This is a genomic window from Nocardioides humilatus, assembly GCF_008373755.1.
GTDB lineage: Bacteria > Actinomycetota > Actinomycetes > Propionibacteriales > Nocardioidaceae > Nocardioides > Nocardioides humilatus.
In genome coordinates this window covers 1,110,852-1,134,883 of the sequence record NZ_VUJV01000001.1, presented here as the reverse complement: position 1 = coordinate 1,134,883, position 24,032 = coordinate 1,110,852, and the positions used below count along the sequence as shown (strand labels likewise).

Annotated in this window: 17 protein-coding genes; 13 read left to right on the top strand and 4 right to left on the bottom strand. The window is 68.8% G+C overall.

The window, feature by feature from the left end:
- Window positions 1–34: 34 nt before the first annotated feature.
- The 4 genes from F0U44_RS05275 (at window position 35) to F0U44_RS05260 (ending at window position 4,755) form a co-directional block, all read left to right on the top strand.
- Entirely contained in the window at window positions 35–961 is a 927-nt protein-coding gene (locus F0U44_RS05275; protein ID WP_149727148.1) for a cation diffusion facilitator family transporter, read from the top strand.
- A gap of 193 nt (window positions 962–1,154) precedes the next feature.
- Window positions 1,155–2,315 carry a pyruvate dehydrogenase (acetyl-transferring) E1 component subunit alpha gene (gene pdhA / locus F0U44_RS05270; RefSeq protein WP_149727147.1) on the top strand — a complete coding sequence of 387 codons (1,161 nt, stop codon included), beginning with the start codon at window positions 1,155–1,157 and terminating at the stop codon, window positions 2,313–2,315.
- Window positions 2,315–3,292, top strand: a complete 978-nt coding sequence (locus F0U44_RS05265; RefSeq protein ID WP_149727146.1) for an alpha-ketoacid dehydrogenase subunit beta — start codon at window positions 2,315–2,317, stop codon at window positions 3,290–3,292. The genes pdhA and F0U44_RS05265 overlap by 1 nt, the downstream gene beginning before the upstream one ends.
- A gap of 2 nt (window positions 3,293–3,294) precedes the next feature.
- Entirely contained in the window at window positions 3,295–4,755 is a 1,461-nt protein-coding gene (locus F0U44_RS05260) for a dihydrolipoamide acetyltransferase family protein (RefSeq protein ID WP_223163577.1), read from the top strand.
- Between the two features lie 116 nt (window positions 4,756–4,871).
- Here the strand turns inward: F0U44_RS05260 and F0U44_RS05255 are convergent, their stop codons facing one another.
- Both F0U44_RS05255 and F0U44_RS05250 read right to left on the bottom strand, forming a co-directional pair.
- Window positions 4,872–6,407, bottom strand: a complete 1,536-nt coding sequence (locus F0U44_RS05255) for a hypothetical protein (RefSeq protein WP_149727144.1) — start codon at window positions 6,405–6,407, stop codon at window positions 4,872–4,874.
- Window positions 6,408–6,432: 25 nt separating this feature from the next.
- On the bottom strand, window positions 6,433–7,920 hold the full coding sequence (locus F0U44_RS05250; protein ID WP_188113330.1) for a M1 family metallopeptidase: 1,488 nt from the start codon (window positions 7,918–7,920) through the stop codon (window positions 6,433–6,435).
- Window positions 7,921–8,073: 153 nt separating this feature from the next.
- Here F0U44_RS05250 and F0U44_RS05245 point away from each other — a divergent pair, with 153 nt between their 5' ends.
- The 6 genes from F0U44_RS05245 (at window position 8,074) to F0U44_RS05220 (ending at window position 19,266) form a co-directional block, all read left to right on the top strand.
- Entirely contained in the window at window positions 8,074–9,360 is a 1,287-nt protein-coding gene (locus tag F0U44_RS05245) for a choice-of-anchor P family protein (RefSeq protein ID WP_149727142.1), read from the top strand.
- A 188-nt stretch (window positions 9,361–9,548) separates the two neighbouring features.
- On the top strand, window positions 9,549–12,113 hold the full coding sequence (locus F0U44_RS05240) for a hypothetical protein (RefSeq protein ID WP_149727141.1): 2,565 nt from the start codon (window positions 9,549–9,551) through the stop codon (window positions 12,111–12,113).
- Between the two features lie 42 nt (window positions 12,114–12,155).
- Window positions 12,156–12,824: a calcium-binding protein gene (locus F0U44_RS05235; protein ID WP_149727140.1), complete on the top strand. Its 669-nt coding sequence runs from the start codon at window positions 12,156–12,158 to the stop codon at window positions 12,822–12,824.
- Between the two features lie 95 nt (window positions 12,825–12,919).
- The gene (locus F0U44_RS05230; RefSeq protein ID WP_149727139.1) at window positions 12,920–15,346 is read left to right on the top strand and encodes a calcium-binding protein; all 2,427 of its coding nucleotides are present in this window, start codon (window positions 12,920–12,922) and stop codon (window positions 15,344–15,346) included.
- A 68-nt stretch (window positions 15,347–15,414) separates the two neighbouring features.
- Complete coding sequence (locus tag F0U44_RS05225; RefSeq protein ID WP_149727138.1) at window positions 15,415–16,065, top strand: calcium-binding protein; 651 nt, start codon at window positions 15,415–15,417, stop codon at window positions 16,063–16,065.
- Window positions 16,066–16,224: 159 nt separating this feature from the next.
- Window positions 16,225–19,266 (top strand): (Fe-S)-binding protein, encoded by a 3,042-nt coding sequence (locus tag F0U44_RS05220; RefSeq protein ID WP_149727137.1) that lies wholly within the window; start codon window positions 16,225–16,227, stop codon window positions 19,264–19,266.
- A gap of 34 nt (window positions 19,267–19,300) precedes the next feature.
- Here F0U44_RS05220 and F0U44_RS05215 read toward each other — a convergent pair whose 3' ends face one another.
- Window positions 19,301–19,564: a type IV toxin-antitoxin system AbiEi family antitoxin domain-containing protein gene (locus F0U44_RS05215; protein WP_149727136.1), complete on the bottom strand. Its 264-nt coding sequence runs from the start codon at window positions 19,562–19,564 to the stop codon at window positions 19,301–19,303.
- 43 nt (window positions 19,565–19,607) lie between these two features.
- On the opposite strand from F0U44_RS05215, the gene F0U44_RS05210 reads away from it, so the two are divergent.
- The 3 genes from F0U44_RS05210 (at window position 19,608) to F0U44_RS05200 (ending at window position 23,224) form a co-directional block, all read left to right on the top strand.
- Window positions 19,608–21,224: an AMP-binding protein gene (locus F0U44_RS05210; protein WP_149727135.1), complete on the top strand. Its 1,617-nt coding sequence runs from the start codon at window positions 19,608–19,610 to the stop codon at window positions 21,222–21,224.
- A gap of 66 nt (window positions 21,225–21,290) precedes the next feature.
- Entirely contained in the window at window positions 21,291–22,952 is a 1,662-nt protein-coding gene (locus tag F0U44_RS05205) for a DUF885 domain-containing protein (RefSeq protein ID WP_149727134.1), read from the top strand.
- Window positions 22,953–22,996: 44 nt separating this feature from the next.
- A complete protein-coding gene (locus F0U44_RS05200) occupies window positions 22,997–23,224 on the top strand; it encodes a hypothetical protein (RefSeq protein ID WP_149727133.1) in 228 nt (75 codons plus the stop codon).
- Between the two features lie 4 nt (window positions 23,225–23,228).
- On the opposite strand, the gene F0U44_RS05195 is transcribed toward F0U44_RS05200, so the two are convergent.
- Complete coding sequence (locus F0U44_RS05195; RefSeq protein WP_149727132.1) at window positions 23,229–24,029, bottom strand: maleylpyruvate isomerase N-terminal domain-containing protein; 801 nt, start codon at window positions 24,027–24,029, stop codon at window positions 23,229–23,231.
- Between the last annotated feature and the right edge of the window lie 3 nt (window positions 24,030–24,032).

Genomic DNA, 24,032 nt, shown 5'->3' with positions numbered 1-24,032 from the left:
GNNCCGCCCTCGTTTTCAGCCCTAGGCTCTCGCCATGGGAGTCGGGCACGGACACGGGCACGGGCATGCCGCGTCGCGGGCGTCCGACCGCGCGCGGCTGCGGTGGGTCCTCGCCGTCACCGGCTCGATCCTCGTGGTCGAGGTGGTCGGGGCGTGGATCACCGGCTCGCTGGCGCTGCTCGCCGACGCGGGTCACATGGCGACCGACGCCGGCGCCGTCGTCCTCGCCCTGGGTGCCTCCTACGTCGCCTCCCGACCCGGTGGCGCGCGGTCGACCTTCGGCTACCACCGGGTCGAGGTCGTCGCCGCCCTCGTCAATGCGGTGGTGCTCCTCGGGGTCTGCGGCTACCTCGCCTGGTCGGGGATCGGGCGGTTGTCCGACGCACCTGAGGTCGATGGTGCGGCCCTCGTCGGGTTCGCCGCGGTCGGCCTGGTCGCCAACCTGGTGTCCTTCCTCGTGCTCTCGCGCGGCGACTCCTCCTCGCTCAACCTGCGCGGTGCGCTCAACGAGGTCATGGCCGACCTGCTCGGCTCGGCCCTCGCGATCGCAGCGGGCATCGCCATCTGGGTCGCCGGATGGCACTGGGCCGACCCCGTCGCGTCCTTGCTGATCGCGGTCATGATCCTGCCGCGCGCCGCCCTGCTCATCCGCGACTCGGGTCGGGTGCTGCTCGAGATGGCGCCGGCCGACCTCGACCTCGACCTCGTCGTGCACCACCTCTCGCACGCGCCGGGCGTCCTCGGCGTCCACGACCTGCACGCCTGGACGATCACGAGCGGGATGACCAGCCTCTCGGCGCACGTCACCGTCACCGACGAGGCGCTCGAGCAACGCGGTGTCGGCGCGATCCTCGACGCGCTCGACGAGTGCGTCGCCACCCACTTCGGGGTGCGCCACACGACCTTCCAGGTCGAGCCGGCCTCGCACGAGGCGCACGAGGACCTCGGCGAAATTCACTAGGAAATCCGACTGTCGGACCCCCGAATATCGGAAGTCCTAGCTGAATGGACCGCCTGGATGCGCGCGGCTAGCGTTTGCGCCGCTACGCTTGTGGCCCCGATCACATGGCCGCACCACCCCGTGGCCTTTGCTCGGAAAACACCGGCCACCGGACAGCGGAGACCCCGCAGTCCGGCGAGACGAAGGATGTGCTGTGACCCCTCATGACAGTGGCTTCGGACCCGATCTCGTCGAAGTATTCGGACCGAAGCACGAAGACGGCGGCCCTGAGCTGATCCAGCTCCTGACTCCCGAAGGGGAGCGGGTCCACCACCCCGAGTTCGACATGGACTTCTCCGCCGAGCAGCTCCGCGGGTTCTACCGCGACATGGCGCTGGTTCGTCGGGTCGACGTCGAGGCGACCGCCCTCCAACGGCACGGCGAGCTGGGCATCTGGGCCCAGCTGCTCGGCCAGGAGGCCGCGCAGATCGGCGCGGGCCGCGCCATCCGGCCCAACGACTACGTCTTCCCGACCTACCGCGAGCACGGCGTCGCGTGGTGTCGCGGCGTCGACCCGCTTCACCTGATCAGCCTCTTCCGAGGTGTGGACCACGGCGGGTGGAACCCCAAGGACCACAACTTCAACCTCTACACGATCGTCATCGGCGCGCAGACGCTGCACGCGGTCGGCTACGCCATGGGCATGCAGCGTGACGGCGTCGTCGGCACCGGCGACCCCGAGCGCGACGCCTGCGTCCTGGCCCACTTCGGTGATGGCGCGAGCAGCCAGGGCGACGTCAACGAGTCGTTCATCTTCGCCGCGTCCTACAACGCCCCGGTCGTCTTCTTCTGCCAGAACAACCAGTGGGCGATCTCCGAGCCGATCGAGCGGCAGAGCCGGATCCCGCTCTACCAGCGCGCTCTCGGCTTCGGCTTCCCCGGCGTCCGCGTCGACGGCAACGACGTGCTGGCCACCTACGCGGTCACGCAGGCCGCGCTGCAGCGCGCCCGCGACGGCCAGGGGCCGACGTTCATCGAGGCCTACACCTACCGGATGGGCGCGCACACCACGACCGACGACCCGACCCGCTACCGGCTCAGCACCGACGTGGAGAGCTGGAAGCTCAAGGACCCGATCGCGCGGCTGGAGGTCTACCTCAAGCGCAACGGCTACGCCGGCGACGACTTCTTCGCCGACATCGCCGCCGAGGCCGACGCCATCGGCCACACGCTGCGCGAGGGCACCAAGGCGATGCCCGACCCCAAGCCGCTCGACATCTTCGACCGTGTCTACAGCGAGATCACGCCCGAGTTGGCCGCCCAGCGCGACGGCTTCACGGCCTATCTCGAGTCGTTCGAAGGGGCGGTGCACTGATGACGAAGGTGACGCTCGCCAAGGGCCTCAACATGGGTCTGCGCAAGGCGATGGAGGCCGACGACAAGGTCCTGCTCATGGGCGAGGACGTCGGCACCCTCGGAGGGGTCTTCCGCATCACCGACGGACTGCAGAAGGACTTCGGTGAGGACCGGGTCATCGACTCGCCACTGGCCGAGTCCGGCATCGTCGGCACCGCAGTCGGCATGGCGATGCGGGGCTACCGCCCGGTCGTCGAGATCCAGTTCGACGGCTTCGTCTACCCCGCCTACGACCAGATCGTCTGCCAGGTCGCCAAGCTGCACTTCCGCAGCCAGGGCCGCATCAAGATGCCGATGGTCATCCGGATCCCCTTCGGCGGTGGCATCGGTGCCGTCGAGCACCACTCCGAGTCGCCCGAGGCGCAGTTCGCCCACACGCCCGGTCTCAAGGTCGTCACCTGCTCCAACCCGGTCGACGGCTACTGGATGATCCAGCAGGCCATCGCCCACGACGACCCGGTGATCTTCCTCGAGCCGAAGCGGCAGTATCACGCGGAGAAGGCCGAGCTCGACGAGAGCGCCACCCCGGTGCCGCTCTTCAGCTCGCAGCTGGTCCGCCACGGCAGCGACGCCACCCTGCTCGCCTACGGGCCGACGGTGAAGACCGCGATGAAGGCGGCCGAGGCCGCTGCCGGCGAGGGCAAGTCGCTCGAGGTCATCGACCTGCGCACCCTGTCGCCGCTCGACATGGGGCCGGTCTTCGACTCCGTACGGCGCACCGGGCGGGCGGTCGTCGTACACGAGGCGCACGTGAACCTCGGCCTCGGCGCCGAGCTCTCCGCGCGGATCACCGAGGAGTGCTTCTACTCGCTCGAGGCGCCGGTGCTGCGGGTGGGCGGTTTCGACACGCCCTACCCGGCGTCCCGCCTCGAGGAGGACTGGCTCCCCGACCTTGACCGAGTGCTCGATGCCGTCGACCGCAGCCTGGAGTTCTGACCGTGCCTGAATACCTGCTTCCCGACGTCGGCGAAGGTCTCACCGAGGCCGAGATCGTGACCTGGAAGGTCAAGGTCGGCGACGTCGTCGCCATCAACGACGTGGTCGTCGAGATCGAGACCGCCAAGTCCCTGGTCGAGCTGCCGACGCCCTATGCCGGCGCGGTGACCGCGATCCTCGTCGCCGAGGGCGAGACCGTGCCCGTCGGCACCCCGATCATCGCGATCGGCGAGCCGTCGGAGGTGCCCGCCGGTGGCGGGTCAGACGCCCCCATGGAGATCGACCTGTCCAACCCCGCCGCCAGCGGTGGTGGCGAGGGCGAGTCGCTGGTCGGTCGGGTCAAGGCCGACCGTGGCGCGACCCGCCGCGCTCGTCGGCCGCTCGCCGAGGCCGCTGGCGTGCGCACCGCGCTCGCCGACGTCCACGACGTCTTCAACCAGAACGCCACCGACCAGCACAGCAAGGTCAAGCAGCTCGTCTCGTCGGTCTTCGGTGACGCCGAGATCCAGGCGCGAGCAGCGGGCGAGCCCACCGACGACGTGCCGGCACCGGCGCCGGTGGTCGACGCGCCTGCCGGTGATGTGCGCGTGCTGGCGAAGCCGCCGGTGCGCAAGCTCGCCAAGGACCTCGGCGTCGACCTGCGCTCGCTCCCGGCCACGGGTCCCGGGGGCACGGTCAGCCGCGCCGACGTCGAGGCCGCTGTCGGCGCCGCCCCGGAGGTTTCGAGGCTCGCTGACGCTCGCACCTCAACCACCGGTGCTACGGAGCGGGAGACCCGCGAGCCCATCAAGGGCGTCCGCAAGATGATGGCGACCGCGATGTCGCAGTCGGCCTTCACGGCGCCCCACGTCACCGAGTGGGTGACGATCGACGCGACGGCGACTGTCGAGCTGGTCGCGAAGCTCAAGGAGCGCCGCGAGTTCCGCGGGCTCAAGGTGTCGCCGCTGCTGGTCTACGCGCGGGCGGCGATCCTCGCGATGCGTCGTACGCCGATGATCAACTCCTACTGGGACGAGGCGGCCGGGGAGGTCGTGGTCAAGCACTACGTCAACCTCGGCATCGCCGCCGCGACGCCCCGCGGCCTGGTCGTTCCCAACGTGAAGGACGCGCAGGACCTCAGCCTGGTCGAGCTCGCCCAGGCGCTCGAGGGTCTGACCGCGACGGCTCGCGAAGGACGCACCCAGCCCGCCGACATGGCCGGCGGCACCTTCACGATCACCAACGTCGGTGTCTTCGGCATCGACGTCGGCACGCCGATCATCAACCCCGGCGAGTCGGCGATCCTCTGCATGGGCGCGATCAAGCCCATGCCGTGGGTGGTCGGCGACCAGGTCGTGCCTCGCCAGGTCACCACGCTCGCGCTGTCCTTCGACCACCGTCACATCGACGGAGCGACGGGCTCGCAGTTCCTCGCCGACGTGGCCGGGATCATCTCCGACCCCGCGACGGCAATGTTGTTCTGAGCGTCACCGCGTCTCGATACGCCGTCGCTCGTTCCTCGCGACGCCTACTCGACGAGCCCCGTTCGTCGAGTAGGCCGAGCCGCTAGGCGAGGACGTATCGAGACGCCCGCACGTGCCTAGCCTCCGTCGGCGAGGCGCATGAGGCCGGCGACGGTCGCGACGTACAAGGACCCGTCGGGGCCGAGGTAGATCGCTGCGTAGTGGTTGTTCCACTGGATGCCGGTGCCAGTCAGGCGGCTCCAACGGATCTTGCCGGTCCGGATGTCGATCGCGCTGATGTACCAGGCGTCGATGAGGTCCTTGCGGACCGGCTTCGTGTAGGCGTAGACGAGTCCGTTGCCCAGGGAGGCCTTGGCGACCGAGGTCGGGGCGATGACCTCGTTGTTGGTCCACCCCACGTGGCAACCGTTGGCGGTGATCATCACGCGAGCCATGCCGGGCGTCGTGGACTTGCCGAGGAGGGTCGACTGCACGCCGGCGTAGCCGTAGTTGTTCTCGATGATCAGCGAGTTGCCCGCTGCCACCAGGCTGTTCTCCGTGGCGCTCGCGCCGTCGGCGAGCACGGGCACCGAGCAGTGGAAGCGGTTGGTGACGCCCTTGCGGCGGTCGTAGACGATCACGTTGCTGCGTGGCTCGGCGTTGTCGGCGATGCCGATCCAGCGCTTGCCGATGAGCGTCGGTGAGGTGCCGGAGCCCTGGGAGAGCTGGCCCGGCTTGGTCGCCGTACCCCGGTCGTAGGGGATCCGCCAGGTGACCTCGGGCTCGCCCGCGGTGGTGGCGTCCATGCGGTAGGTCGCGTGGGTGGTGACGAGGTACATGCCGCCGGTCTCGTCGCTGGAGACCGAGTTGAAGATGCCCTCGCCCTCGGGCAGGCGCGTGACGTGCACGTCGCCGGACGAGCGGTCGAGGGTGCCGATCACGCCCTGCTGGCTGAACCACCAGAGCCGCCCGTCCCAGCCGACGCCGGTGGCGACCAGGCAGTCACCCTCGGGCAGGTAGGACGCCATCGGCCAGTCGTTGACACGGGTCAGCGTGCCGTCGGCGGCGACCGACACCTCGGCGATGCCGGAGTCGGTCGTCGTCGCGAACGCGTGGTCGTGCGCGTCGAGGAAGAAGTAGGTGCCGCCGCAGATGTCGGTGAGCGGGTTGGCTCCGCTGGTCAGGTCGCGCTCGGAGATCCGCAGCTCGTCGATGACGTTGAGGCTGACCGGGTCGATGACCATCATGGTGAAGCCCTCGAGACCGCCGCACAGCCCGAGGATCCGGTGCTGTGAGTCGAAGGCGATGGTCGCGCACTCGCGCACGCCGTAGCTGCGCGAGCGGAGCGTGAGCTGGCGCCCGAGCGGACCGCTGACGGCGTAGGCGTCGGTGCTGTAGGCGTCGTTGTGCATGCTGCTCGTGCCGTTGGGCGCGAGGTACGGGTTCTGCGGCACCACCGGTGCGGCCAACGGCTTCTTCAGAGCCGGCGCCCCGATGAACTTCGGCACCAACAGGTCCGTCGGCAGCGACGGGATCGGCAGGCCGGGGACCGCCGGGATCGGTGGCAGGCTCGGCACTGCCGGGTCGTCCGCCTCCGCGGGGGAGTTGGCAGCAGTCAGGAGCGCGATCACGGTCGCCGCAGCGACCAGTCGCGCGGCGGGGAGCACGCGCATCCGGTGAGTGTAGAACGCGTTCTAGTTATCCACCACTGGTTCGGGGCGGAGTGGTCTCTCCGAGCAACCAGTCGTCGAAGAACGAGGTCAGCTCGAGACCGGTGCGGTCCTCGATCCAGGAGAGGTACTCCTCGCGGTCGGCGCTCTGGCTCGCGTGCTCCTGCGGCCAGTCCCTGATCAGCGCGAAGAACACGTCGTCACCGACCTTGCGGCGCAGCTCGTTCCACATGAGCGCGGGGCCGTAGTAGACGTTGCCGTCGCCGAACTTCTGCGGGTCGTAGTCGCCCGGAGGGCCGGAGTACTCGCGAGATTCCGCCTCGTAGCCCGCCCAGGAGTCCATCTTCTCGTCGATGGAGATGCCCTCGTCCTCGGCCTCCCACATGCCCTGGAGATACATCGCCATGCCCTCGTTCATCCAGAGGTCGCGCCAGTCGGTGGGGGTGACGGTGTCGCCGTACCAGTGGTGCGTGAGCTCGTGGACGACGACGGCGCGCGAGGTGGCGTACGGCGTCGCGCCGAGCGTCACCATCGTCTGGGTCTCCATGCCGCTGTCGCCGTCGTAGAGGAGGATCCCGAAGGTGTCGAACGGGTAGGGGCCGAGGTAGTTCTCGAGCCAGTCGATCGCCTCGCCGGCGTAGCCGGTGTCGCCGCTCGCCTCCGGGTCGTCCGTCGGCCCCCAGATCGTCACCGGGACGCCGCTGGCCGACTCCAGGTGGGCGGGCGTGTAGTCGCCGAACGCCACCGTCACGAGGTACGACGACGCCGGCTCGTCGAGGTGCCAGGTCGTGGTGCGGAGACCGTCGGAGTCGGTTGTGTCGGTCAGCTTGCCGTTGGCGATGCCGGTCCAGGGGGCGGGCACGGTCAGCGTGAAGTCGTAGAACGCCTTGTCGGCGGGCTGGTCGTTGGCGGCGTACCAGGTGAACGCGCCGTAAGGCTCCTGGATCGTCCACACCTGGTGCTCGTCGGTGATGTGCCAGCCCTCGCCCAGGGTGAAGTCGGAGCGTTCCGTCGGGGCGGGGTAGGGCTCGGGCGTCCCCTGGTAGGCGAGCACGAGGGTGTATTCGTCGTCGGCCTTGACGGCGTGGTTGATCACGAGGTCCTTGTCGGACCGGTCGAAGGAAGCGTCCTTGCCGTCGACCGTCAACGAGTCGATCGTCAGGGCGTCGTCGAAGTCGAGCTGGAAGTGGTCGGCGTCGGCTGTGGAGCGGAAGGTGAGCCGTTCGGTCGCGACCAGCGTGTCGGAGTCCGGAGTCCACGCGAGCGAGAGGTCGTAGTGGAGGGCGTCGACCGACGGGTCGCCGGCGAGGGGGTAGACGGAGTCCTCGCGAGTTTCGCTCTCCGCCTCGTCGAGGTCGTCGGGCACGTCCGTGCCGGGGTCGGCAGGGGTCGCGGAACCGCTCGGCGGCGGGGCCGCGGGGGCTTTTCCGGAGTCGACAGCGAAAATTCCGCAACCGCTCAGGGCGAGGGCCAGCAGGGCGGCTGCGGCGCGTTCTGTCCGAATTCGGCGAAACACTGGCACATCATGCCTGGAGGGCGTGCCCAAACTCGCCGACCACCGTTATCGATATGAGCACCACGAGACTAGACCAGCCGATAGGATCCAATTACGACCGGCGGTCTGTGAGGGATGCCCGCCGGGATTCATTTGTCTAAGGAGCTATCACCCATGCGACGACTTGCTCTTCGGGGAGCGCTGGTGGCCATGGTCAGCAGCGTGATCCTGCTCCCAGGCGGGGCGGCACACGCCGCGCCCGTCGTACCGACCAAAGCAGCCGCCGCACCGCGCCCGACCAACTTCGGTCTCCACGCGATGGGCTACGGCACTGCGATCAAGGGTGGTGACATCCCGCTCGCTTCCGGCGCCACGGGGTTTGCGCACATCACCTGCACCACGCTCGCCGGTCTCAACCGGTCCAACGGTGTCGCTCAGGTCGCTCTCCCGGGCCTCGGCAACATCGACGCGCTGACCACCAAGGTCGCGACCATCAAGAAGGGCAAGGTCGTCTCGGCGGTCTCCGAGCACAAGCTCGCGGGCATCACGCTGCTGGAGACCGCCCTCGGCAGCCTCTCGCTCGGCGCCGTCAGCTCGTCCGCCAAGGTGTGGCACGACGCTGACGGATTCCACTCCGAGGTCGACACCCAGGTGGCCGGCATCGTGCTGACCCTGCCGGGTCAGGACCCGCTCGTCATCGCGGTCCCGACGCTGGGCACCCCGATCGAGATCCCGGGCCTGCTCCGAATCACGCTCGGTGAGACCAAGGAGGTCAAGAAGGAGCACTCGATCTTCGCGCGGGCCCAGGCTCTGCTGATTGAGATCCTCCCGACCAACACCCGCGTCAAGATCGCGCTCTCGCGTGCTCGCATGACCGACGAGGTCGTCAACTCGATCATGAGCGGCTACGCAGCCGGCCTCAAGGGCAAGGTCCTCAACACGGGCGACAACTCGCTCATCACGATCGGCCGCACCCCGTCCAAGGACCTCCCCTGTGAGGGCACCGACGGCGTCGTGAAGCAGACCCGCACCGTGGGCCTCAACATCCCCGCCGTCCTCGACGTCGGTGCTGCGACCGCCCAGGTCTACGGCGTCCAGTGGGGCCGCCGCCGCGCCAAGGCGTGGACCCAGGCCTCGATCGCTCACGTCTCGCTCGCTGCGGGCGCCATCGAGATCGACGGCATCCAGGCTCGCGCCAACGTGAAGCGCACGCCGGGCAAGCTGGTCCGCAATACCCGGGGCACCAAGACGTTGACGATCACCGTCAACGGCGAGCCTCAGTCGCTGCCGCCACTCGGCACGATCGAGATCCCCGGCGTGGTGAAGATCCAGGAGGGCGTCACGACGATGGTCCGCGGTGGCATCGAGGTGATCGCTCTGCAGATCACGCTGCTCGACGGCACCGGCGCGGTCATCGACCTCGGCGTCGCCCGGGCACAGGTCAAGAAGGCGATCCGCTGACGTAGTTCCACCAGTTTCACCGGAGGCCGTCCCCGCAAGGGGGCGGCCTCCGTCGTTTTCTCCTTCCGGAGGGCAGTTCGAGAAAATCCAGGACAAATGACCTGATAAGCGTTGCCCCAGAGGCGTTTCGTCGTTGACGATGAGACGGCGGTCACGCGGACCGTCGGTCGAGACACTTTGGGGACGCTGTGGAGCGCAAGCAATCAGTGCGGATCGGGTTGGCGGCCGTGGCCGCTGCGGCGGTGGTCGCGACGGCGATCTCGGTGCCGGGCGACGACGGCAACGGCGGGCTCACGCTCGCCGCGGCCTCCGAGCTCGACAAGGGCGCCCGCGGACTGCCGCACGTCGACCCGCCGGGCGCGCCGCCCCACAGCCACAGTGACCCCCGCACCAAGAACCTGGTCTCCCGTGCCGGATTCGAGGAAGGCACCCAGGACCCGACGACGGCGGTAGAGCGTCAGGCCTCCGTGGCCTATGTCGAGAGCGAGCGGGCGCTGCCCGACCCGCAGCTGGTCACCGTGCCGGCCTACCCGACGCGCACGGCGGTGCCGGAGACGCGCTACGCCATGGCGGGCGGTTGCTACACGATCCAGGCTCCGTCGGGTGCCTACGTCGTGCGCAACGGCACCAAGGTCAGCGTCGCCAGCGTGCCGGCAGCCCAGGCGGCCGGGTTCTACTTCAAGGCCACCCGGCTCGGCGGCTACCTCGTCCACACGGCTGACGGCGAGCTGGCGAGCAAGCGCGGCAAGGTCTCCATCGCGGCGAAGCCGAGCAAGGACGCGGACTGGACCGTCACCCGCGAGAGCGACGGCACCTTCCGGTTCCGGACCCTCGGCGCCAACCAGGCACTGGCCGTGTCCGGCACCAGCCTGGTCGGCAAGGCCGTCGCGACGCCGTACCGGCTCGAGGTCGCGGCGGACGCCTGCTCGGCCTACCCCGAGTCCCAGATCGACGTCGAGGGCGACCCGCACGGCGGCACGACCTCCTACCAGGAGGTCCGCGGCTACGTCGACGCCCACACCCACGGCATGGCCTTCGAGTTCCTCGGCGGCAACGTCCACTGCGGCAAGCCGTGGGACGAGTACGGCGCCCCGTATGCGCTGGTCGACTGCAAGGACCACTCGCTGACCCAGGGCTACGGCGCGATCATGGAGGACTTCCTCTCCGGTGAGACCTCGCACGACCCGGTCGGCTGGCCGACCTTCAAGGACTGGCCGGCCCCGGAGTCGCTGACCCACGAGGGCACCTACTACCGCTGGCTCGAGCGGGCGTGGCGCGGCGGGCAGCGGCTCTTCGTCAACCTCCTGGTCGAGAACAACAAGCTCTGCCAGCTCTACCCGATCAAGCACAACTCGTGCGACGACATGAAGTCGATCCGCCTGCAGGCGGCCGACATGTACGAGATGCAGGACTACATCGACGCGCAGTTCGGTGGCCCCGGTCTGGGCTTCTACCGGATCGTGAAGACGCCCTACGAGGCGCGCCGCGTGATCAACGCCGGGAAGATGGCCGTGGTCATGGGCATCGAGACCAGCATCCCCTTCGGCTGCACCTTCAAGGAGACCCTCACGGGCAAGGATCGTCCCGCTTGCGACGAGCAGGAGATCGACGCCAATCTCGCCGAGATGAAGGCGCTGGGCGTGCGCCAGATGGAGCTGGTCAACAAGTTCGACAACGCGCTGTCGGGCGTGGCCGGTGACTCCGGTGAGATCGGCATCCTCGTCAACACGGCCAACTTCCTCGAGACCAGGTCCTTCTGGCAGATGGAGCACTGCGAGCCGGCTGACGGCGAGAGCCACGACAACAACCAGACCGTGCTCCCGACCCTGCCCGAGCAGGACGCGATCTTCGGCGCGATCGTCGAGCTCTTCGGCGGTGCGCTCACGCTGCCGGCGCTCCCGGTCTACCCGCCGCCGGCGCACTGCAACAAGCGCGGCCTGACCGACCTAGGCAAGCACCTCATCCGGGAGCTCGCCGCGAACAACATGATCTTCGACCCCGACCACATGAGCGTGAAGGCGCGGCAGTCCTCGATGGACCTCATCGAGGAGCTGCAGTATCCCGGCGTCCTCTCGAGCCACTCGTGGTCGACGCCCGACACCTACCCGCGGATCTACCGCGCCGGCGGTTTCATCACGCCGTACGCCGGCGACTCCACCGGCTTCGTCCAGAAGTGGCGCCGCCACCTGGAGTGGGCGGACCCGCGCTACTACTGGGGCATCGGCTTCGGTGCCGACATCAACGGCCTCGGTGCGCAGGGTGACCCGCGCGGTGCGGACGTGCCCAACCCGGTCACCTACCCGTTCACGGGCATCAACGGTGTCGAGATCGGTCAGCAGCACGCCGGTGAGCGGATCTACGACATCAACGTCGACGGTGTGGCGCAGTACGGCCTCTACCCCGACTGGGTCCAGGACCTCGGCCTGGTCGCCGATGCCGAGCACGCCGGCGACGGTGCGGCCATCGAGGACGACATGGCGCGCGGCACGGAGGCCTACCTGCAGATGTGGGAGCGGGCCGACGGCATCAAGCCCGACTCCTGCCGCAACCCCGGTCTCCGCAAGACGGTCGCCCAGGTCCAGAGCCTGATCACGCCGGGCCTCACCACGACTCAGGTCATGCGCCGGGTCGGCCAGCCCTACGAGCGGCTCGGCACGGAGTACGGCGTGTGCGCCAAGACCGCCGAGTCTCCGCGGGTGATGGTGACGATCCACTTCGACCAGGCCGGGCAGGTCGTCAGCGTCACTTCGTAAAGGGATTCGGGCGAAGTCCAGCGCGGCGCCGAGGTGAGGCGCATGCTGGCGCGCATGTCGAAGAAGCTGCTCCTGGCGGTCGGCGGCGTGCTCGCCCTGACCGTCGCCGGCCTCGGTGCTGTCCCGGAAGGGGCGCACGCCGGAGGCGGGGGCGGTGAGTGCAACGGAGAGCTCGTCACCATCCTCTGGTATCCGGGTGCGCGCGCCACCGGGGATGACGACGTGATCCAGGGAACCGACGCGGCGGACGAGATCTTCGCCTTCGGTGGTGAGGACATCATCTGCGGCGGCGGTGGCGACGACATCATCTCGGGGGGCGAGGGTGCCGACATCGTGGACAGCGGTGGCGGCGAGGACAAGATCTTCGGTGGGCCAGGGCCTGACGACCTGAAGGGCGGTGCCGACTACGACCTCATCAGCGGCGGTGCCCGCAACGACGTGATCGAGGGAAACGGTGGCAGCGACAACCTCGCGGGTGACGATGGTGACGACACCATCTCCGGAGGCGGCGGCCGCGACTACCTCTCCGGAGAGGACGGCAGCGACCGGCTCGTGGGGCAGGACGGCGAGGACGACCTGGACGGCGGGCCTCTCGCCGATGTGCTGATCGGCGGCCCCGACGACGACCGCTGCGTCGGCGGGGGCGGCCACGACCAGGCCAAGACCTGCGAGACGAAGAGGTCGATCCCGCGGGCGGGTTGGATCGGATAATCGTCCGTTCGGGCGTATCCGCCCGGTAGTTCTTCCGCTTAGCCTCGATGCACCCGCTCGGGAGGGACAGGTCCGTCGTCTCCCCGGAGGTCCTCATGTCCCGTCGCCTTCCTCCCGTCGCAGCACTCGCCCTGGTCGCGAGCACCGCCTTGCTCTGGTGGGGCGCTGGCCCGGCCGGCGCGTCGCCCCCGAGCTGCTCGGTTGACAGCGGGGTGCTGACCGTCTCGTTCCCGGACGGCAGCTTCATCGTCGAACTCACGTACGTCTCGGCGAGCGACGCGCTGGTGGCGAAGTCCAACGGTGAGCAGGTGGCATGTGCTTCCGGAGCCTTCAGCAACCTGACCGAAGTAGTGGTCGCCGCCAGCATCTACCCGCAGGTCGTGACCCTGAAGATGGGTAGGCCCTGGACCAACGTGGCCGAACAGCCCATCAATGTCGATTTGGACGCGTTGGCCAGTCTCTCGGTCCTCGACGTGCAACTGGTCGCAGCCACCGATCCGCTCCTCCTCGACACTGACGTCGACGGGCTGAGCATCAACGGTGGCGACGACCCCGCGATCAGCTACGCCGGTCTGGCCACCCTTTACCTCACAACGGGCGGCGGCGACGACACGTTCATCGTCGATGACCCGACGCTGGACGGGGTGCGTGTCGAGGCCGGCGCGGGTGCGGACTTCGTCACGGCGACGAGTACTTCCGGCCTCTATGTGCTCGGCGACGACAACGACAGCTTCCTCGGCGGCATCGAGTCTGACCTGGTCTACCCAGGTGACGGGGCCGATGAGGTCGGCTCGGGTGGTGGAGAAGACGTGATCGGAGCGGAACCCGATGGCGCCGTCGACACGATCGACGGCGGGGGTGATGCCACGTTCCAAGCATTGTCGGACGAGCAGGCGATGCAGGTGAGCGACAACGGGATCGCTGACGACGGCCTGCGCGGAGGCACAGAGTTCGACAACTACTTCGGACTGCAGGCGGTGAACGCCTCCGGAGGGAACGACCGTATCGACCTGGCCGGGATCGAGGAGGCCGATGCGGGGGCAGGGGACGACCTGGTGATCGGCACTTCCGGCCCGCGAACGGTGTCCGGCGGGACCGGGTTCAACACGCTCGACCTGAGCACGCTCCCGGGTGCGGTCGAGGGTGACGTGACCGGCTTGTTCGGGTCGGTCGTGACGCCGGGCGGGGTCATCGAGCACGCGTCGTTCAGCGAGCTCATCGGCACACTTTTCGCCGACGAGCTCGCAGCGACGTGCTCCTCCTGTGTCGTCGAGCCCCACCTCGGCAACGATCTGGTGACGCTGTCGAACGGTGGGACCTTCCGCGCGAGCGCAGGGGCTGACGGCAGGGACACGGTCGCCGGCAACGGGATCGCGTCCTACGCACTGCGGTCGGCACCGGTCAACGTGAGCCTCGATGTTGCAGCGGATGCGCCTCGCGACGACGGAGCGACGGGCGAGCTCGACGACATCCGCTCGTCGGGGATCGTCGGCGGCTCGGGCAACGACGCGCTGAGCGGGGACGGCGCGGCGAACCGGATCGATGGGTCCGGGGGCAACGACGTGATCCTGGGGCGTGGTGGCGCGGACACCCTCCGAGGGGACGCCGGCGTCGACTCGGTCAACGGCAACAACGGCAATGACGAAGTCCGTGGTGGGGCCGACAACGACACCGTGCGTGGGGGCGATGGCGACGATGCCGTCTACGGCGACGAGACGGGACAGGACTTCGCGGACACGATCGACGGCGGGCAGGGGGACGACGACGAGTACGGCCGCGGGGGCGACGACACATTCCTCCAGGGCGGCAACGGCTTCGGCAACGGCTCCGACGTGATCGACGGTGGCGGGGGAGTCGACACGGTGAGCTACCTGGGTCGTACGTCGGGCATCAGCGCGAGCATCAATGCCCTCTTCGACGACGGAGCAGCGGGCGAGGGGGATCAGATCCGCGCGAACGTCGAGTCATTGGCTGGTAGCAATGGTGACGACGTACTCACCGGCGCCGCGGCGGCCAACACGCTGCTCGGCAACGGCGGCAACGACAAGTTGGACGGGCGTGGGGGCGACGACATCGTCCGTGGTGGTCCAGGTGACGACCAGTTCATCGAGACGACTGCCGCCAACGGCGCCGACTCCTACTTCGGCGACGACGGGTTCGACACGGTCACCTACTTGGGCCGTACGGCGGGGGTCAGTGTCACGAAGGACGCGTTGGCCAACGACGGCGCCAACAGCGGGGCTGAGGGCGACTACGTCCGGGCCGACGTCGAGAAGGTGATCGGCACGAGCTTCGCCGACGCCCTGACCGGCGGCGGCATCGACGACTGGTTCTATGGCGGTGGTGGCAACGACACCCTCACCGGCAAGGCCGGCGCGGACACCCTGTTCGGGGACGCCGGGGACGACACGTTCTTCGCCAGGGACAACAAGGCGGACACGCTCGACGGCGGCGCGGGCAACGACTCCTCGCAGCACGACGCGATCGACATCCGCACGCTGATCGAGGTCACCTTGCCCTGACGTCGGTGGCACTGACGGAAATGAGGAAGTGGATGCATTTCCTCGCCGAGAGGGCCATGCTGACCGGCATGTCGATTCGGAAACTCGTCGCCGTGGGCGGCGCCATGGCTGCAGCCACCCTCGGACTCGGGGTCGCAACCCCTGGAGCAGACGCCAGCAACCTTCGTGGTGCCGAGTGTTTCGGCGAGCCGGTGACGATCGTCTGGGGACCGAGCGCTGTCGCGACGGAAGGTGACGACGTCATCCTCGGCACCGACAACGGGGACGAGATCGACGCGCTCGGCGGTGACGACATCGTGTGCGCCGAGGACGGCGCCGACGCCGTCTTCGGCGGGGATGGCGATGACCATGTCCACGGGGGCGACGGCGACGACTACGTCTACGGCAACGGCGGGGCCGACAACCTTCAGGGCGTGTTCGGCAACGACCACCTGTACGGCGGCGGGGGCATGGACCTCGTCAACGGCAACAACGGCAACGACTTCGCCCTCGGCGACGGCGGTGCCGACAACGTCTTCGGCGGGCCGGGCAAGGACGACGTCCAGGGCGGCAAGCAGGGTGACCGCGTCGACGGTGACCACGGCAACGACCAGGTCCGGGGCGACGACGGCAACGACCACCTCGTCGGCGGGCCCGAGACCGACGACTGCTTCGGCGGCACCGGCAACGACCACGCCCAGACCTGCGAGCACAAGCACGGCGTGCCCCGGGCGGGCTGAGCCGCCGCGGGTGTGAGGCGATCGTCACGCAGAAGCACAGGTTACCTGCCGGTAGGATCCAGCAGTTGGGCCGCAGGCCCTGGATCTGACCAACGGACGCGATGTTCCGTAGTCTGACCCCGAATTCCCCGGAACTTTGGAGTAATGACGTTGGACGCCATGACGGTGACGCTCATCATTGGCCTGATTCTCAACGCGATCATCCTGCCGCTCGCGGCCAAGCGGGTGCTCTTCTTGTACCGCCTGATCTCCCACGGTCAGCCGGCGCCGGACCGCATGGAGAACATCACCAAGCGCACCGCGGGTGCCCTCGGCACCCAGCTGCGTGAGGTGCTCGGGCAGCGTCGTCTGCTGAAGTGGACGATCCCGGGCGTCGCGCACTCCTTCGTGATGTACGCGTTCCTCATCTTGGGGACCGTCTACGTCGAGGCCTACGGTGCGCTGCTCTCGCGCAACCCTGACTGGCACTTCCTGTTCATCGGCACGTGGGGCCCGCTGGGCCTCCTGCAGGACCTCATCGCGGTCCTCTGCCTGGTCGGCCTGGTCACCTTCTACTTCATCCGGATGCGCAACCAGCCGGAGAAGCTCGGTCGCAAGTCCCGCTTCTCGGGCTCGCACCTCGGTGGCGCCTACCTCGTCCTCTTCATGATCTTCAACGTCATCTGGACGATGTTCCTCTTCCGCGCCGCGGTCTCGGCCGGTGTCCCCGAGTCGGGCCCCGGGTCGGATGACGGCTACGGCAAGTGGGCATTCGCGTCGTACGCGATCGGCAAGCTGCTGCCGGAGGACAACGGCTTCCTCATCGGGCTGGGCCTGCTGCTGCACATCGGCATCATGCTGGTCTTCCTCATCGACGTGCTCCACTCTAAGCACCTCCACATCTTCGTGGCGCCGCTCAACGTCATGTTCAAGCGGCCTGACGCGATCGAGCGGGAGGACGGCAAGACCGTCGCGCTCGGCAAGGTCAAGCCGATGATGAACAACGGCAAGGCGATCACCCTCGACGACGTCGACGACCTCGACGAGGACGCCACGCTCGGCATCGGCAACATCAACGACTTCTCGTGGAAGGGCGTGCTCGACTTCGCGTCGTGCACCGAGTGTGGTCGCTGCCAGTCGCAGTGCCCCGCGTGGAACACCGAGAAGCCGCTCTCTCCCAAGATGCTGATCATGAACCTGCGCGACCACGCGTTCGCGTCGGCTCCCTACAACCTCGTGGCCGAGGACAAGCGTGGCGGGCTCGACGCGGCGGTCATCGCCGAGGCCGAGCGTCCGCTCGTCGGTGACACCGAGGGTCTGGCGTGGCACCCCGACGGTGGCGCGATCATCGACACCGACGTTCTCTGGTCCTGCACCAACTGCGGTGCGTGCGTCAACCAGTGCCCGGTCGACATCGAGCACGTCGACCACATCACCGACATGCGCCGCTACCAGGTGCTCGTCGAGTCCAACTTCCCGTCCGAGCTCAACGGCCTCTTCCGTGGCCTCGAGCAGAACGGCAACCCGTGGAACATGTCCTCGCGCGGCCGCATGGACTGGGCCAAGGACCTCCCGTTCGAGGTCAAGGTCGTCGGCGAGACGATCGAGTCGCTCGACGAGGTCGACTGGCTGTTCTGGGTCGGTTGCGCCGGTGCTTATGAGGACCGTGCCAAGAAGACGACCCGCGCGGTCGCCGAGCTGCTCGACATGGCCGGCGTCTCCTTCGGAGTGCTCGGCAACGGCGAGACCTGCACCGGTGACTCCGCGCGCCGGGCCGGCAACGAGTTCGTGTTCCAGGGCCTGGCCCAGCAAAACATCGAGATGCTGACCGAGGCCAAGGCCAAGCAGGTCGTGTCCACGTGCCCGCACTGCATGAACACGCTCAAGAACGAGTACCGCGACCTCGGCATCGAGCTCGACGTCATCCACCACACGCAGCTGCTCAACCGCCTCGTGCGCGAAGGCAAGCTGACCCCGGTCGCTTCCGGTGAGGGCGCTCACCAGCGCAAGATCACCTACCACGACCCGTGCTTCCTCGGTCGCCACAACCAGGTCTACACGCCTCCGCGGGACCTGCTGCAGATCATGCCGGGCGCCGAGCTTGCCGAGATGGAGCGCAGCGGCGAGAAGTCGTTCTGCTGTGGCGCCGGTGGTGCGCGCATGTGGATGGAAGAGACCATCGGCGAGCGCATCAACGTCAACCGCACCAACGAGGCCGTCGCCACGGGCGCCGACCAGATCGCTGTTGGTTGCCCCTTCTGCCGCGTCATGCTGGCGGACGGTCTGACCGAGGCCCAGGACAACGGCAGCGCCCGTGCGGAGGTCGAGGTCCTCGACGTCGCACAGATGCTGCTCGCGTCGGTCAAGGGCGAGGTCGCCACCCGTTACAAGCCGGGCGAGGGCGAGAAGGCGGCCGCTCCGGCCGCCAAGAAGGCCGAGGCGCCCGAGGCCAAGGCCGCTGAGGAGGCCGCTCCGGCTGCCCCCGCTGCGGCATCGGCGGGCTCGTCGCTCTTCGACGACGCCCCAGCCGAGGCTCCCGCTGCCAAGGCCGCGCCGTCCGGTGGTTCGCTCTTCGACGATGCCCCCGCGGCTCCGGCCGAGCCGGCCAAGCCCGCTGGTGGGTCGCTGTTCGACGAGGCTCCGGCCGCTGGTGGGTCACTCTTCGACGCCGCGGACTCTGCTCCCGCTGAGCCGGCCGCGCCGGCGAAGGCGGAGGAGAAGCCTGCTCCCGCTGCGGCTGAGCCGGCTTCGGGTGGCTCGCTGTTCGACATGGGCGGCTCGCTCTTCGACGCGGCTGACTCGGCTCCGGCCGAGCCGGCCAAGGCCGAGCCCGCCAAGGTCGAGGAGAAGCCCGCCGAGGCTGCTGCCCCTGCTGCCCCTGCGGCAGAGCCGGCGGCTCCTGCGGCTGCCCCGGCTACCGAGGCAGCGCCTGCCGACCTGAGTGGTTCGCTCTTCGACATCCCCGCCGCTTCTGAGCCCGCCCCGGCCGCTGCACCCGCAGCCGCCGCGCCGGTCGAGGAGGCGCCGGTCGAGGAGCCTGCTGCTGAGGAGGCGCCTGCTGAGGAGCCTGCAGCCGAGGAAGCCCCGGCTGAGGAGCCTGCCGCCGAGGAGGCCCCGGCTGCCCCGGCCCCTGCTGCCGAAGCGCCGAAGTCGTCGGGCGAGACCAACGAGCCCCGCACCGACGTGAACATCTCCGACTCCGGGTCACTCTTCGACCTCTGAGTCACCGTTTGACCGCTCATCGGCGGGGATTCGATCAACCAGGTTGATCGGATCCCCGCCGTTGGCGTTCAGGGCGCCCGTCGAGGGCGGCCGGCCAGCAGGCGAGCACGGCTGCCCAAGCGCGTTGCTGCCAGGTCAACGCGCCCGTGTGATCGACGTAGACGCCGGGATGGACCTGGACCCACTCACGTCGACGGACCTTGCGTGCGACGAAGGCCGGCGTGAAGCCAGTGCTCAGCATCTGCCGGCGCGCGATGACTCCGTCCTGCTGGGAGAGGAGGGAGCCGAGCGCATCCATGCCGATCTCGACTCGGGGTCGGGCTCGCGGTAGGACTGGTGTCATGGAGTCCTACGCCCGTGGCGAGACCGACGTCCCTCTGCTCGACGAGACCATCGGCGCTCGCCTCGAGCGTACGGTCGCGGCGCAGCCCGATGAGGAGGCCCTGGTCGAGGTGGCCAGCGGGCGTCGGTGGACGTGGCGGGAGCTCAACCACGAGATCGACCTGATCGCGCGCGGGCTGATCGCCTTCGGGATCGAGACCGGCGACCGGGTGGGCATCTGGGCGCCCAACTGTGCGGAGTGGACGATCGTCCAGTTCGCGACGGCCAAGATCGGCGCCATCCTGGTCAACGTCAACCCGGCCTACCGCACACACGAGCTGGCCTACGCGCTGAACCACTCGGGGGTGCGGATGCTGCTCGCCGCGAGCAGCTTCAAGACCAGTGACTACCGCGCGATGGTCGAGGAGACCGCGTCGGCGTGCCCCGCGCTCGAGCGCACGATCTACATCGACACCGACGACTGGGCGGGGCTGGTCACGGCCGGGCAGGAGATGGCGGCCGATGTCGTCGACCGGCACGCGCACGAGCTCGGGCCGGACGACCCGATCAACATCCAGTACACGTCGGGCACCACCGGCTACCCGAAGGGCGCGACGCTCAGCCACCGCAACATCCTCAACAACGGCTACTTCGTGACCGAGCTGATCGGCTTCACCGCGGAGGACCGCCTCTGCATCCCGGTGCCGTTCTACCACTGCTTCGGGATGGTGATGGGCAACCTCGGCTGCATCACGCACGGCGCGACGATGGTCATCCCGGCGCCGGGCTTCGACCCGGCGATCACGCTCCAGGCGATCCAGGACGAGCGCTGCACGGGTGTCTACGGCGTACCGACGATGTTCATCGCGATGCAGACCCACCCCGACTTCGCGTCCTACGACCTCTCCTCGCTGCGCACCGGGATCATGGCCGGCGCCGTGTGCCCGGTCGAGGTGATGAAGCGCTGCGTCAACGAGATGCACATGAGCGAGGTCTCCATCGCCTACGGCATGACCGAGACCTCCCCGGTGTCGTGCCAGACGCGCAGCGACGACGACCTCGAGCGCCGTACGGCGACGATCGGGCGGGCCGCGCCGCACGTCGAGATCAAGATCGTCGACCCGGCGACGGGCGAGACCGTCCAGCGGGGCGAGCCCGGGGAGTTCTGCACCCGCGGCTACTCGGTGATGCTCGGCTACTGGGAGGACCCGGAGAAGACGGCCGAAGCGGTCGACGCCGACGGGTGGATGCACACCGGCGACCTCGCGGTGATGCGTGAGGACGGCTACTGCAACATCGTCGGGCGGATCAAGGACATGGTGATCCGGGGAGGCGAGAACATCTATCCGCGGGAGATCGAGGAGTTCCTCTACGCGCACCCCGACGTCGAGGACGTCCAGGTGATCGGTGTCCCTGATGAGAAGTACGGCGAAGAGCTGTGCGCCTGGATCAAGGTCCGCGCGGGCGCAGATCCGCTCGACGCCGATGCCGTACGGGCTTTCGCGAGCGGAAAGCTCGCCCACTACAAGATCCCGCGCTACGTGATGACGGTCGAGGAGTTCCCGATGACGGTCACCGGGAAGATCCGCAAGGTGCAGATGCGCGAGGAGTCGGCCAAGGTGCTGGGGCTCGCCTGACCGCTCAACGGCGTCGATTCGATCAACCTGCTTGATCCGAACCCCGCCGGTCAGTAGGAATGCCGGGTGACCGCCCACAACTCAGACATCGCGCAGCTCGCCGACGACTACCAGCAGTTCCGCTACCGCCTGATGCCCACGTGGGCGCACATGTCGGGGGAGTACGCCGTCGCGGGCTCCTACACCGACGTCAGCGCCGCGGGAGAGGCGGCCGCGGTCGAGGAAGCCCGGGCCTTCGTCGCTCGGGCGGAGGCTCTCTCCGAGGACGAGCTCGACGAGCAGGGGCGGCTGTCGCGCGCGATGCTCCTGTGGGACGCGTCGTCAGAGGTCGCGGTGGGCGAGCTCCGCTCGGCTGAGTACGGCGCCGACCCGATCTTCGGCGCACAGGCGTCGCTGGGGATGTACCTCCCCAAGCTCGGCATCCCCACGCCCGAGGTCGCCGAGGCGATGGTCGACAAGCTCCGCGGCATCGGCACCTACTTCATCGACCTGGCCGACCGGCACCGCGACGGCATCGCGACCGGACGTACGCCGGCGGCCTTCGCCGTGGCCGACACGATCCAGCAGCTCGACGAGTGGCTGACGTCGCCGGTCGCGGAGGACCGGCTCCTCAACATCGCCGCGACGCCGGACTCCGTGGACCGGCCGGCGCTGATCGCCCGGCTGCAGCAGGTCGTCGAGGACGTCGTACGCCCGGCGGTGGCGACCTATCGCGCCGTCCTGCACGACGACGTGATGCCGATGGCGCGTGACGACGACAAGGTCGGGTTGATGCACCTGCCCGGCGGCGAGGAGGCCTACGCGACGCTGACCCGCTACTACACGACCACCGACCTCACGCCCGAGGAGATCCACCAGATCGGGTTGGAGCAGGTCGCCGAGCTGGCGCGGCAGTACGCCGAGCTCGGGCCGGCCGTCGTCGGCACGAGTGACGTGCCGACGATCCTGGCCGCGCTCCGGGACGACCCGGCTCTCCACCACACCAGCGGCGACGACATCGTCGATGCGTCGATCGCGGCGATGGCCAAGGCGCGGGGCGCGATGGGGGACTGGTTCGGTCGGCTGCCGCAGTCGGACTGCGAGGTCGAGCCCACGACGAGCGGTGCGATCGCCTACTACTTCCGACCCGCGATGGACGGCAGTCGGGGCGGCATCTTCTTCATGAACGTGTCCGACCCGGAGGGCTGGGGGCGATACGAGATCGAGTCGACGTCCTACCACGAGGGCATCCCGGGCCATCACCTGCAGATCGCGATCGCGCAGGAGCTCGAGGGCCTCCCCGACTTCCGCAAGACCGCGTTCGTCACCGCCTACAGCGAGGGATGGGGGCTCTACACCGAGCGGCTGGCCGACGAGATGGGTCTCTACGGCTCCCCGCTCGACCGGATGGGCATGCTCGCGGCCGACTCGATGCGCGCCTGCCGGCTCGTGGTCGACACGGGGATGCACGCGATGGGGTGGTCGCGACAGCAAGCGATCGACTACCTGCTCGCCAACTCCGAGAAGTCCGTGGGTCACGCGACGGCCGAGATCGACCGCTACGCAGTGACGCCTGGCCAGGCGCTGTCCTACATGATCGGGCGGCTTGAGATCCTCCGGATCCGCGAGGCAGCGCAGCAGCGGCAGGGCGATCGGTTCGACATCAAGGCGTTCCACGACGCCGTCCTCGACTCGGGAGCGCTGCCGCTCTCGGTGCTTGCGGACCATGTCGCCCGGAGGCTCGCCTGAGGTGTGTCGGACCCGTGGCCTAGGGTCATCCCTGTGAGTGCGCGATGAGCAAGGAAGCCGCCATGCGGGCGATGCGTGAGGCGAAGTTCAATGCACGGTCGACGACCTCGACCACGGCCGCGAAGAAGCTGACTGCTCCCGCGAAGTCGACCAAGCCCGCGGCTGCCGATCCGGCGCCCGATGTCGAGGGGCTGTGCGGCCACCGTTCGATGAACGGGCGCACCTGCACCCGCGAGAAGGGCCACTCGGCGAAGAGTCACCGCTACTCCTGACGGCTCACCGCAGGAAGAGCGACTCGACCTTCGCGACGCGCCACGGCCGGCGGCCGCCTCGGAGGAACACCCCGCGGCGAGCTCCGGCGAACGGACCGATGCGCCCGTAGAGGCTGAGCAGCATCGGCGCGGGCGGGCCCCCGATGATGACGTCGGGGCGCGCTGGCCCGTCGGCGGGATCGACGAACCCGCCCTGGCCGTCGACGATGTTGAGCATCGCTGCCTGGTCGCCGATCCGCCACAGCACGCTGAGGTCCAACCCCGCGAGTGCGGCGGGGTCGAGGACGCCGTCGGCCACCTGGAGCACCCCGTTGAACACCAGGTGCGCGTCGCGGTCGTCGATCTCCCAGGGCCGCTTGGCTGCCCGGGCGATGTCGAAGCCGTGGACGAGGAGCTCGCCGAGCAGGTTGCCGGCGCCGCCGTTGCCGTCGATGGTCTGGCGGAAGTGGAACTTGTAGGACCCGGCCGGGTCCATCTCGGCGGAGATCGCGATCCAGCGATCGAACTCCGTGCGGATGCCGGCGACCAGCTCGTCGACGGAGAGCGTCTCGAGCGCGGCCAGCTCCTTGTTGTTCTGCTCGTTGAGCTCGGCCGGCGTCGTCGAGAGGCCCTCCCAGCTGGTGAGGTCGCGGTCGTTGTAGCGGTGCAGCACCGAGAGCACGTGGGCCGCGACCTGCTTCGCCGTCCAGTCGGACGCCTGGATCCGGGTCGCGGGGTCGACCTCCTGCGTCAGGGTCACGAAGCGGTGGAGGGCGAGCGTGCTGCGCCGGACCAGCTCGTCGGGGTCGGTGGTGAGGTAGCGCATGAC

Coding starts and splice junctions, on each gene's coding strand:
- F0U44_RS05275 (WP_149727148.1), top strand. CDS start 35: ATGGGAGTCGGGCACGGACACGGGCACGGGCATGCCGCGTCGCGGGCG.
- F0U44_RS05265 (WP_149727146.1), top strand. CDS start 2,315: ATGACGAAGGTGACGCTCGCCAAGGGCCTCAACATGGGTCTGCGCAAG.
- F0U44_RS05255 (WP_149727144.1), bottom strand. CDS start 6,407: ATGCGCGTGCTCCCCGCCGCGCGACTGGTCGCTGCGGCGACCGTGATC.
- F0U44_RS05245 (WP_149727142.1), top strand. CDS start 8,074: ATGCGACGACTTGCTCTTCGGGGAGCGCTGGTGGCCATGGTCAGCAGC.
- F0U44_RS05235 (WP_149727140.1), top strand. CDS start 12,156: ATGCTGGCGCGCATGTCGAAGAAGCTGCTCCTGGCGGTCGGCGGCGTG.
- F0U44_RS05230 (WP_149727139.1), top strand. CDS start 12,920: ATGTCCCGTCGCCTTCCTCCCGTCGCAGCACTCGCCCTGGTCGCGAGC.
- F0U44_RS05225 (WP_149727138.1), top strand. CDS start 15,415: ATGTCGATTCGGAAACTCGTCGCCGTGGGCGGCGCCATGGCTGCAGCC.
- F0U44_RS05220 (WP_149727137.1), top strand. CDS start 16,225: ATGACGGTGACGCTCATCATTGGCCTGATTCTCAACGCGATCATCCTG.
- F0U44_RS05215 (WP_149727136.1), bottom strand. CDS start 19,564: ATGGATGCGCTCGGCTCCCTCCTCTCCCAGCAGGACGGAGTCATCGCG.
- F0U44_RS05210 (WP_149727135.1), top strand. CDS start 19,608: ATGGAGTCCTACGCCCGTGGCGAGACCGACGTCCCTCTGCTCGACGAG.
- F0U44_RS05200 (WP_149727133.1), top strand. CDS start 22,997: ATGAGCAAGGAAGCCGCCATGCGGGCGATGCGTGAGGCGAAGTTCAAT.
- F0U44_RS05195 (WP_149727132.1), bottom strand. CDS start 24,029: ATGCGCTACCTCACCACCGACCCCGACGAGCTGGTCCGGCGCAGCACG.